This window comes from Lysinibacillus irui, assembly GCF_028877475.1.
In the GTDB taxonomy this organism is placed as follows: domain Bacteria; phylum Bacillota; class Bacilli; order Bacillales_A; family Planococcaceae; genus Lysinibacillus; species Lysinibacillus irui.
Window position 1 is genome coordinate 2,185,291 of the sequence record NZ_CP113527.1, and the last position, 11,876, is coordinate 2,197,166.

General features: G+C 37.5%; 12 protein-coding genes. All 12 read left to right on the forward strand.

Annotated features, from left to right (window positions below; genetic code table 11):
- Positions 1-12: 12 nt before the first annotated feature.
- Positions 13-513, forward strand: a complete 501-nt coding sequence (locus tag OU989_RS10960; protein ID WP_274797200.1) for a DinB family protein — start codon at positions 13-15, stop codon at positions 511-513.
- Positions 514-676: 163 nt separating this feature from the next.
- Positions 677-826 carry a transcriptional regulator gene (locus OU989_RS10965; protein WP_274797201.1) on the forward strand — a complete coding sequence of 50 codons (150 nt, stop codon included), beginning with the start codon at positions 677-679 and terminating at the stop codon, positions 824-826.
- Positions 827-1,052: 226 nt separating this feature from the next.
- The gene (locus OU989_RS10970) at positions 1,053-1,223 is read left to right on the forward strand and encodes a transcriptional regulator (protein ID WP_274797202.1); all 171 of its coding nucleotides are present in this window, start codon (positions 1,053-1,055) and stop codon (positions 1,221-1,223) included.
- 355 nt (positions 1,224-1,578) lie between these two features.
- Positions 1,579-3,285: a putative bifunctional diguanylate cyclase/phosphodiesterase gene (locus OU989_RS10975; protein ID WP_274797204.1), complete on the forward strand. Its 1,707-nt coding sequence runs from the start codon at positions 1,579-1,581 to the stop codon at positions 3,283-3,285.
- A 339-nt stretch (positions 3,286-3,624) separates the two neighbouring features.
- Positions 3,625-5,061: a proline--tRNA ligase gene (gene proS, locus OU989_RS10980; protein WP_274797206.1), complete on the forward strand. Its 1,437-nt coding sequence runs from the start codon at positions 3,625-3,627 to the stop codon at positions 5,059-5,061.
- A gap of 140 nt (positions 5,062-5,201) precedes the next feature.
- Positions 5,202-6,281: a hypothetical protein gene (locus tag OU989_RS10985; protein ID WP_274797207.1), complete on the forward strand. Its 1,080-nt coding sequence runs from the start codon at positions 5,202-5,204 to the stop codon at positions 6,279-6,281.
- Positions 6,282-6,302: 21 nt separating this feature from the next.
- Positions 6,303-6,989 (forward strand): Dph6-related ATP pyrophosphatase, encoded by a 687-nt coding sequence (locus OU989_RS10990; protein ID WP_274797208.1) that lies wholly within the window; start codon positions 6,303-6,305, stop codon positions 6,987-6,989.
- A 102-nt stretch (positions 6,990-7,091) separates the two neighbouring features.
- On the forward strand, positions 7,092-7,415 hold the full coding sequence (locus tag OU989_RS10995; protein ID WP_274797209.1) for an ArsR/SmtB family transcription factor: 324 nt from the start codon (positions 7,092-7,094) through the stop codon (positions 7,413-7,415).
- A gap of 25 nt (positions 7,416-7,440) precedes the next feature.
- Positions 7,441-7,686 carry a hypothetical protein gene (locus OU989_RS11000; protein ID WP_274797210.1) on the forward strand — a complete coding sequence of 82 codons (246 nt, stop codon included), beginning with the start codon at positions 7,441-7,443 and terminating at the stop codon, positions 7,684-7,686.
- Between the two features lie 159 nt (positions 7,687-7,845).
- Positions 7,846-8,172, forward strand: coding sequence for an ArsR/SmtB family transcription factor (locus OU989_RS11005; protein WP_274797212.1), 327 nt, complete (start codon positions 7,846-7,848; stop codon positions 8,170-8,172).
- Positions 8,169-8,579, forward strand: a complete 411-nt coding sequence (locus OU989_RS11010) for an SRPBCC family protein (RefSeq protein ID WP_274797213.1) — start codon at positions 8,169-8,171, stop codon at positions 8,577-8,579. Before OU989_RS11005 ends, OU989_RS11010 begins: the two co-directional genes overlap by 4 nt.
- Before the next feature lie 103 nt (positions 8,580-8,682).
- Positions 8,683-11,853, forward strand: a complete 3,171-nt coding sequence (locus tag OU989_RS11015) for an ATP-binding cassette domain-containing protein (RefSeq protein ID WP_274797214.1) — start codon at positions 8,683-8,685, stop codon at positions 11,851-11,853.
- Positions 11,854-11,876 lie beyond the last annotated feature (23 nt).

Consider the following 11,876-nt stretch of genomic DNA (forward strand, 5'->3'; position numbering starts at 1 on the left):
AATGGGGTGTTTATGATATCAATTGTAAAAGATCATCTTGATGAAACGCGAACGGCACTGCTTCAGACGATTCACACTTTAGATGATACGCTCTTTAATGTTAAACCGGATGCACAGAGCTGGAGTGTAGCACAAATTTGTCATCATCTTGTTTTAGTGGAGGAAGCAACGAAAAAAGCCATAGCATGGGGAGTAAAAGCACAAGAGCAAACATCGCCCGCACGAAAAGATGTACTGCTTATTTTGGATAGGTCAAGGAAATTTCAAGCACCAACTATCGTTGAACCTACGGAACAGCCTTTTACGATGGAAGCCATGTTGGATTTACTAGCGACAACAAGGAAGAATTTCCTAGCCTTTTTACAAACAATCGAAGAACCCGAACGATTAGCAAAGCATGCGGTGAAGCATCCTGCATTAGGAGAATTGCCACTGGATCAGTGGATTGAAATGGTCTATTTGCACGAACAGCGTCATATCGAGCAAATACAAGAAACAGTAAGAGCAATATGAAATGATTAAAGGAATTGGGGCACTCAACGTAGAGCTCGAATTCCTTTTCTTGTAATGAAATTTTTCTGTTATAAACTCTTGACGTGCTACATAATCTGTTATATATTAAATAAAAATAAAAACAACTGTTATAAAACAGTTTGAATTCAAGGAGGAATTTTAGATGTCAAAGTATCGTGATGGCTATGATTTTTATTGTGAAATGTGTGAACGTTATGGGTTAGAACCAATTTCTTTCCGCTATTATGTCTTGCAATTATCCCAGCAACAACTTTCTGCCTATAATATGCAGGCAAAACAATTAGGAATTTAAAAGGACGTGGTTATGACGGAAGCCGACGTGAATATTTTATGAAAAGCCCAGCCATACTAAACAAAATGGACTGGGCTTTCGTCATTCACAAGAAATTTCAGATCATTCATTGACAAGTTAATAACACTGTTATATATTTTTAATAAAATAATATTTCTGTTATATAACAAAATATTAGTTATGAATAAATCAAGTATAGTCGCAAGAGTGAAAGGAAGTTAGAAGGATGACAGATTATCGAGAAGGGTATGAGTTTTATCGACAAGTATGTGAGGAGCATGGCTTAGAACCGATAAATTTTCACTATTATATGTTGAATTTATCCCAAGAGCAGTTAGATGCATACAATCAACATGCGAAAACTTCAGGAGGATCAATTGAATATGAGATCTCTTAGCGTGTAAAATACCTTACTGCCTACGGAGGACGGTAAGGTATTTTTGCATATTTACATAGTTATGTGCATTTTAAAGATAAATAGCCTAAAGTTAGTGCTTTTAATAGTACTAAAGTATTTAAAAACGCCATGATTAGACGATTTTCGGGAAAAATTAATCACTAATTTTTGTCTATTCTATTAAAAACTATCAAATGGAGCTTTGATTGTTTTTGATATTTGGGTTGAATTAACTGCTTTTCTAGGACTATAATATAATTACATAAATAAGGGCGATATACCACAACTTTATACCTCGCTGTAAGATAAAGCAAAAGTACCAAACCCTTCATATTTTAATGAATGGAGAATGAGAATGATGAATATCACGCCTAGTAGTATTAATCAAATGAACTACAGTCTAAAAGAATTACAAGATATCTTTTCTGCTATGAATAGTTCTATCATTGTAGCAATAACAGATCGCACCGGAAAAATCACTTTTGTGAACGATCATTTTTGCAAAATTTCGAAGTACACGCGTGAAGAATTATTAGGTCAAGATCACCGTTTACTAAATTCAGGTTTTCATCCAAAGTCTTTCTTTAGAGAGATGTGGAAAACAATTGGTAAAGGTGATATGTGGAATGGCGAGGTGTGCAATCGTGCGAAAGACGGCAGTTTATATTGGGTGAAGACAACCATTTTCCCATTCCTAGATGAAAGGGGAAAGCCTTATCAATATATCGCCATTCGAGTCGACATTACAGCACAAAAGGACATCAAAAAAATTACTCACATTGCCTATCACGATGAATTAACAGGGCTGCCAAATCGTCGTAAATTAGAACAGCGTTTAGAAAATGAATTTCATCAATCTCGACGTACAGGAGAAAAATTTGCGTTATTTTTCATTGATGTAAATCGCTTTAAACACATTAATGACGGGCTTGGGCATATTATCGGTGATATGTTTTTAGTGGAAATGTCCAATCGATTACGAAATATTGATTTTACCTCTAATTCTTTCTATCGCCATAATAGCGATGAATTTGTCATGATTTTAAATGATGTGAGTCGTATTGAAGAAATGGCCAAGGAAATTATTAACGTTTTCCATGAGAGCTTCATCGTAGATACCTATGAATTTTATGCAAGTATTAGTATCGGCATTAGTATCTTCCCAGATCACGCAAACTCCGTAGAAGAATTATTGAAAAATGCTGATATTGCTATGTATGCAGCAAAATCGACGCGAGGTAACCAATATCGCTTGTATCGTGAGAATATGGATGAAGCCAATGATAAATGGCTTTTATTAGAAACAAAATTACACCAAGCACTAAAACAGGATCGCTTAGAATTGCACTATCAGCCTAAAATTGATTTGAAAACAGATACGGTCATTGGTATGGAGGCATTGCTGCGCTGGTATGATCCTGAATTAGGACATATTCCACCAGATCGCTTTATTCCGTTTGCTGAAGATTGTGGACTCATAAATGATATTGGTGTTTGGGTATTACGTAAGGCCTCCGCCCAAGCTTGTTTGTGGAATGAAACACATGATTTATCGTTACGCGTAGCTGTGAATATTTCTCCAATTCATATTAGTACAGATGGCTTTGTGGAAATGGTGCGGGAGGTTATTGCAGAAACTGGCATTGACCCTCATTTATTAGAAATTGAAATTACTGAAATGAGTATGCTCGATTATACGGAAGACTTAATTGATACTATTAAACAATTGCGAGCACTCGGCATTACCATATCACTAGATGATTTCGGTACAGGCTATTCATCGTTAAATTACCTAAAAAAATTCCCTGTAGATGTACTTAAAATTGATCGTGCTTTTGTGCGGGATATCGTGCCCGAAAAATCAGGAATCGCTATGATTTCGGCCATGATTTCTTTAGCCCACGCCTTAAATCTGCAAGTAGTTGCTGAAGGCGTTGAGGAGGAAGCTGAATTAAACGTTCTTCGCGAGCATGGCTGCGAATATGTTCAAGGCTATTATTTCAGTAAGCCTTTATCTGTTGGGGATTTTACGAATTTAATCGTTAACACCGTCACAAAATAAAATCAGTTATGAATTGCTATTCTTGAATGATTTTGCTAAAGTGGGATAAAGTAACTGTTAATAACCATACAATTTGATGATGTGGCCAAGTAAGTACGAATTGTGAGACAGAAAATATAGCAACTGCTGAGAGCTATATCACCGCTTCTGTACTGAACACCTACCACGGAGATGTTATGCAAACATAACCGAGTCGTTTTCGTTACCAAACGTGAGAGGGTTTTAAGTGAAAACTTAAAGCTAAACCAAGGTGGTACCACGTCTATCCAGCACAAAGACGTCCTTATTTTAAGGACAGCTTTGTGCTTTTTTATTTCAAAAATATATGGAGGAATGCACATGTCAAAACAACAAGAAGATTTTTCAAAGTGGTATATTGAAACCATTCAAAAGGCGGATTTAATGGATTATACACCTGTTCGTGGATGTATTGCCTTTAAACCAGATGGCTACGAAATTTGGGAACATATTCAGGAGGAGATGGATCGTCGCTTTAAAGAGACAGGGCATCGTAATGCCTATTTCCCAATGCTTATTCCTGAATCCTTCTTCCAAAAGGAAAAGGATCATATCGAAGGATTTTCACCTGAGCTTCCATGGGTAACAGAGGCAGCAGGAGAACAATTAGAGGAACGCTTAGCGCTTCGACCAACCTCTGAAACAATGATTGGACACCTGTACTCCAATTGGATCAAAAGCTACCGGGACTTACCAGTGCTTATCAATCAATGGGCAAATGTTTTCCGCTGGGAAAAGAAAACACTTCCTTTTATTCGCACATCCGAATTCCTATGGCAAGAAGGACATACAGCTCACGTCGATGAAGAGGATGCTCGAAAAGAAACGATGCAAATGCTCGACATTTATAAAGAAGTAGTGGAACAAGTGCTAGCAATTCCTGTCTACGATGGTCAAAAAACGCCTTCAGAACGTTTTGCAGGTGCTGTCGATACGTATTCCATTGAAGCCATGATGAAAAATGGGAAGGCTGTGCAAGCAGGAACATCGCATTATCTCGGGACAAAGTTTGCTGAAGCCTTTAACATCAAGTATTTGAATAAAGCGAATCAGCATGAATATGTTCATACGACATCTTGGGGTACGTCTACACGGTTAATTGGTTCCGTTATTATGGTCCATGGCGATGAGCAGGGTCTGATTTTACCTCCTCGTATTGCGCCAACACAGGTAGTATTAATTCCAGTTGGACCATGGAAGAAGAACCCTCAAATTATGGAACATTTAGACGAAATCTTTGCTTCCTTAAAAGCGAAAGGAATTCGAGTTCGTCTGGATGATTCAGACCAGTCACCAGGCTTTAAGTTTAATGAATGGGAGCTAAAAGGGGTGCCAGTTCGCGTTGAATTAGGACCACGTGACCTGGAGAACAACCAAGCACTAATGAAAGCGCGTGATGAAGAAGACAAACGAACAATCGATTTACCTACAATTGTCACAGCTATTGAAGAGGAGCTAACAACGATGCAAACGCGTTTACTGGAAAAAGCCCGTCAATTCCGTGAAGCAAATGCACACACAACAATTGATACACTTCCACAACTTCAGCAGCATATCGAAACAGCGAAAGAAAACAGCTCAATTCCAGGCTGGGTACTTGCTGGATGGTGTGGCGAGGATGCATGTGAGGAAAAAGTGAAGGAAGAAACAAAATACACATCCCGCAACATCCCATTCAATCCACCAACAACAAAAACAACATGTATTGGCTGTGGAAACAAAGCAAAGCATACAGTTTGGTTTGCGCAAGCGTATTAATATCGTTTGAACACCCTCCTATTTTGTAGGAGGGTGTTGTTGTTAAGTGGAAATTCTACTCGAGCAGCTAAGTTTTCATCAAGATTATGTTAAAATAAAGGACGTTATGACTTGAATTTCCTAAAGAAATGAGGACATGCATGGCGAATGTACAAGCATTATTCAATAACTATCTTAATATCAAATTCAATCGAGGATTACCAGCTGTTCCAATGGAGGACTTTGAGTATGCAGTATTAGAAGATCAAAGTGCGGAGCTCTTTTTTAGTGCTCATGAGCATGAAACATTTTTGGCGTGGGCAGAGGAGCTTCAACCTCCAGATCCACAGTACGGTGATCCACCAAATGGGAAACCTATACTTTCATCGTATTTCCATCAGCTCGATGTTTTCGATGAGCAAGTATTTTACTATGTACACTATACCATTAATTCAACTACAAGGATTATTCCTCGTCATCCATATAATACAATGAATGACCGGATGAAAAATTATTGTTTCTTCCAACTAGCTCAACTATCGTATATGACAATGTTAAACGAAGAGCAAAAGCAACAATTAAAAGATTTCTTGTTCTTTTTCTTTTTGTATGCTCATCCAGTGAACGAGGAGACGCTTTACGCCTTTTCATTCCAAGACCAATCGATAGTACATGCAAAAACGAATATTCGTCTGGAGCAATATCTTTCTTTTTACCATGATTATTTTTTTGAGCACGCCCACAACTATCAGGATTCATTAGTGTTAGCGCCTGAGGAAATAAACGCTTGTAAGCATCTTACGTTAGAGCTCTTAAAAACATTAGAGGGGAAATCGCATAAGCTTGCGATGCCTCAAGAAGAAGGGCTTGAGGAAATCATCCGGTTAATTAATGATGTGGACCACTTTTTACATATGTATAAGGAAAATAAATTAGCATTCTTTCAATTGCTAAACAACATGCTGTTAGAGGAGCTGTCCAATCCTTACCGAGAGCATTGTATGAGTATGTTATTACAAAATTACGCCATTTATATTTTGAATTTTCATTTTGATGAACTCCAAGCGTTAGTTGAGTATTTTCAAGACAACCCATTATTATGTAAATTTATACTCAATAAAATGTTTGCTGATACTATTTTTTTGCAGAAAATCATGAGGCAATCCAATATCGACATCAACAACTATCCGAAAATTACGCAGTTTTTCGACGAGGAAGCTAAAAGAATATATCTTGATTGATAGTAAAGGGAGAAAAGTAATATGACAGAAACAACAGGCTGGAAAAATAATGCGCAAGATCATCGATTTATTGCTTCATTTAGTGGTGGAAAGGATAGTGTCTTAGCTTTATATAAAGCATCGCAGGTAGGTCAAGCAATAGGTCTTATCGTGATGCTTGAGGAAGAAGGGCAACGCTCAAGGTCCCATGGGATGCCACCAGAGCTTATCCAGGCACAAGCAGACTCGATCGGATTACCTGTCTATACGGCTGCAGCAAGTTGGGCAGAATATGAGCATGTGTTCATTGGTCTTTTAGAAAATGCAAAAAATCAAGGGGCAGAGGTATTAGTGACAGGAGATTTAGACATGCCTGAACATGGCTGCTGGCATGATCAGGTGACAAAAAAGGCAGGATTAAAGCTGGGTATGCCTTTGTGGGAGATGAACCATCGTCAAGCTGTCGATGAATTTATTAACTTAGGATTTATCACGATGATTGTCACGGTCAACTTATCCTTAGGTATGACCGAAGAAGATTTAGGAAGAACACTTACCTACGAATATGTACAGGAGCTTGAAGCCCGCGGCATTGACCCTTGTGGGGAGGGTGGAGAATTCCATACAACTGTCATCGATGGACCACTTTTTAAGCAGCCTATTCATGTTCGGAAATGCTCAATTGTACGAGACGGAGACTATGCATTTCTACCTTTAGAACTTGCGTAAAATCACTCAAGAAAACCTTTAATGTGATGACCAATTCATTACATTAAAGGTTTTTTTACCTCAACTTGTCATTTTGTTTCATGTGTAATAAAATTATTACATATGAAAGATATACTAAAAGGTGATGAACTGTTAACAGTATTGGGTGCTCTGTCAAATCCTTATCGTTTAAAAATTATTGCTATTCTCCATCAAGAAAAGCGATATGTTAGTCAACTTGCAAGAGAGTTAGCAATCAGTAGACCATTACTATACTTACATTTACAAAAATTAGAAGAAGCTAACTTAATTAATGGCTATCACGAAGTTTCTGAAAGTGGCAAAACGATGAAGTATTACACGCTAAACCCTTTTAGCATTACATTAAATGCCGATTTCATTGCCCAAGTTGCTAGCGGCATAACGGATAAAAAAAGAAAGGAATAACATTGTTTTAGATGGTTTACTAATTATGAAGGGAGTTGATGAAATGTCGTCCATGTCCATTTCAATCTTTTCGGCATTCTTTGCTTTGCTGCCACTGATTGTTCTTGTTATTATTTTTGTCTTTGTAATAAGCGTTATCCGTCGTATGGAACGTCGTGCAGAGGAACGTTTAACATTAGATAAAGAAACAGCCCATTTGCAACAACTGCAAATTCAGGAAATTAATAACCGTTTAACAAATATTGAAAATATCCTAAAACAAATTGATTAAAGTACAAAGGTTCTTACCTCTGTACTTTTTTAATTCAATTTTTCTTTTAAGAGGGTATAAAAACAATTCGATATTGTCTAAAATAACATTTGACTGGACACTAATTGGTGTCATATAATTAAGACACCAATCAGTGTCCTATTAGAAAGGGTGGTGGTTTTGAGTAACAATCATCAAGAGCGTGACGTCTATGTAGCCATTGCTGATCCGACAAGACGAAAATTAATTGGTTTGTTGGCGGAGGTAGATGAGTTACCACTTCACGAATTAACCGCTCAATTTGACATGGGGCGTACTGCCGTATCGAAACATTTGGCCATCCTCAAAGATGCAGGTCTTGTTATGGCTCGCAAGGAAGGTAGAGAGACCAGGTATCGGCTGAATGCAGCACCATTGAAAGAAATACAAGATTGGGTCTCGTTTTATGAAGGATTTTGGAAAGAAAGAATATCAAAACTACATCTTTTATTGGAGGAAAACAAATGAAACCAGATGTATCATTAGATTTTAAATTTACAAGTTCCATCGAAAAAGTGTGGCATGCGTTAACAGATCCAGAGACGCTTGCAAAATGGATTTGGAGCAATGATTTTCAGCCAATCGTCGGCCATCAATTTCAATTCCGTGCTGAGCCAAATGAATGGTGGGATGGTATTGTAAATTGTGAAGTACTTGCAGTTGAAGAGCCTCATAAATTATCATACACGTGGTCTAGTGCTGGCGAAACAACAACAGTAACTTGGACACTTACAGAACAATCTGATGGAACTACACAGCTTCACCTCGACCAAAGTGGATTTAGTGAAGAAACAAAAGCTCGTCAAGGAGCTATTGAAGGGGCTAAATATGCTTGGACAAATATGGGTTCACAGCTTGAAAAAGTATTAGCCTAATCATCGTCATTCAAATAACCTTACAATGAAGAACGCAATTCCTTAGCAAGAATTGTGTTCTTTCATTTTCTAACAAGCCTAATACACATGAAAGGATCACGACATGAAGATCAATCAACTCATTGCCAATAATATCAACCGTTTAGATGTAGTTTTACCAGAAGATCAATCACTAGGAATTGCAGGGTTGTCTGGCTCAGGGAAAACGACATTTTGTCAAACGATTGGGGAGGAATCCAAAAAACGTCTCGTTTCTTTATTACCTAAGTCTGAATATCAATATTTGTTTCCAAACATTATGGAAACGAACTTCAGTGCGATTCAAATGGAGGACATGCCATTAGTTCTTTTCCTAGGGAAATCATCTATCTCTACAAATCCTCGTTCAACAATTGGTACACATACAGGTGTTTTTAAAGAAATACGTGATCGTTTGGCAGAAGAATTTCAGCTGTCTCCAGAGGTTTTTTCCTTTAATAACGCTTTAGGCTGGTGTCCTGCATGTAAAGGACGAGGCACGACGAAAAATGTAGAGTGTAAAAAATGTCAGGGTAAACGCTATAGTCCAGAAGTGGAGCAACATCGACTAACTTTATGGAATGAACCCTATAGCATTTCTGATATTCATAATTTAAGCATCGAGGCTATCTATTCTTTATCAAATGAATTAACAATTAGCGAAGAAAAACAGCATATACTTCAAAATATCATTCATATGAACATTGGCTACTTAACATTGAATCGTATTATGGGGACGTTATCAGGTGGGGAATTAACTCGACTTTACTTAGCAGAATTCATGGCAACGAGCGAAAATACAGTCATCATTGTCGATGAAATATCGGTTGGTTTGGACCATGATACGTTATTAAAAATATTGGAGCAAATTCAACAACTGGGCCATAAAAATCAAATTTGGCTTATCGATCATTCAGATACGGTGCTCGACACTGCAGACAAGCCTTTATTCTTCGGACCAGGTAGTGGGAAATACGGTGGGAAAATTGTAGACGAGTCCCCTCGACCACAGCCAATTTATTGGGAACGAAATCAGGTAATGCCCACTACCTACTACCAATTCCAAGACCTCCATTGTCGGAATATCCAAATGGACAGAATAGAAATTCCTAAAAATCGACTTGTTACTTTTACAGGGGAATCTGGTTGTGGAAAATCAACACTTGTCAATGAATGTATATCGAAAGATTTTGTTAAACGCTATCCAAAGGATAAACTTGTGATGGTTGGACAAGATCGTAATCAATCCATTACAAGTAGATCTACTGTCGCAACATTCCTCGATATTAAAAGGAAATTAACAAAATATAGTGAGGAGATTGAAGATATTTTTCAACGTTCGATTGAGGATATCATTGATGAACTCCCTAATGAAGACATCGCCCATAAGCGGTTAAGCTTGCTGATAAAATTAGGACTTGGCTATTTAACATTGGAAAGAAAGACACAATCCCTTTCTACTGGTGAATTCCAATGTGTACATCTTGTCTCAGAGTTATTTGCGAATTCTCGAAACCCACATACACTATTTATTTTTGACGAGCCGTCTAAAGGGTTATCTCAAAATATTTTAAATCAGTTCATTGATAGTGTAAGGGACATCCTTGAAGATGAATCCATTTCCATCATCATGATTGAGCACAATGCCTATATGCTCGAAAGCTCAGATTTTATCATTGATTTTGGGAAAAGACAGCAGGAGCCTGTGACACATCTTGAGGTGGTCAGTCAAGAAGACTATTTTAATCAAGTGAAGCATTCACAAAACATAGCTCCTTTACACATTGCGTCAACACTTGATTCTAGAAATGGCATTCAATACTTAGAAGACCATCAGATTAGCTATTTTAAAATGGCGGAAAATATTTATAAAGGGGGAATCTTAAAAAGCCTATCCTCTATGGCTCGACTTATATACAGTGATTACGAATCGAACAGGATTGCCCCAGTCATTGCTATTGATCTAGAGCGACATTTATATAGCCAATATAGTTTTCTCTATGAAATTGGGGGGCTTATTAACCATATTGTCGCTTCACATCCAACGAATAAGGATACAAGAAGCTTTGATTTCTTTAGCCAAGAAAATCACTGTCCAAGCTGTTCGGGGCGATTAGAAATAGAAAAATTCGATTTTGATATCGTAGTACAAAATAAAAATGTGCCATTTTGGGACGGTTTATTACATCCAGATGTGATGGATGTCTTAAAATACTACCAACATTCAAAATTAGAATTCCTCTTTGAAGAGATTAAAAATGAACTTGGCCAGGATATAAGTAAAAGCTACAATGAAATGACAGAAGAAGAAAAACATACATTTTTATATGGCTATTGGGATCAATCTTTTTATGATAAGACAACGAAATCCTCGAAAAAATGGGAGGGCTTTAATTTAATCATTGGCCGCTATATTGTCATTTCGAAATCTAAGATAAAAGAGCAAATGAAAGAAACAAGAAAAATGGTGCCTTGCCCAATCTGTCATGGCACAGTGCTTAATCATCAGAAGAAATTACGATTTGGGGACACCGATATCCGAGACTTAATCCATCAGTCACTGGATGAAGTCATTAAAATTGTAGGGAGCTTACCACAATTAGAAAAAATGAAAGCAATCGTTGGTGGAGATATGTCGTTACTCCAAGATGTCTCCTTGTTGCCAAGAGAAACGCAAGTAGCGTTGAAAATGCTGGAATTGGAGCTTGCAAGCTTTGTAGGGTATGAAATCGTTCTGCAAAACGCTTTACCATTCTGGGAAAAAATCGAAAGCAATTTAGACGTTATTAGCCGAAAAAATCAAGTAACAATCTGTGATTTTGCTAATATTTACGAGACGAGAGAAGCAATGATCGACCAGTATTTTACGAATGGCAAATACAAAAAACTTACCTATGTATATGAGGCGTTTGGCTACAAAAAAATCGTCACTCAAATCAACAAAGTTAAAGCAAATCATACTTGCCCATTCTGTAAAGGGAAAAAGGTTCTTTCAGAGGATGGTCTACATGATGGCGTCTACAAATTAACCGTCCCTTGTGTTAGCTGTGGTGCAAGTGGTATTAATGAAGAGGGGCGTCAGCAAATCGTCGATGGTATTGCTGTACAAACTTGGCTAACAGGAAAGGTAAGGGATGTGGTAAAAGAAGGCTCTCATCTTGAGGCTGTTGCTCATATTCCAATTTTCAATCGCATTCGTGAGTTAAATAAACAAGAAATGATGGCGGTCTATCAATACTTACAACATAATAACTAAGCTCAACTTGTTAGAAAACCCAT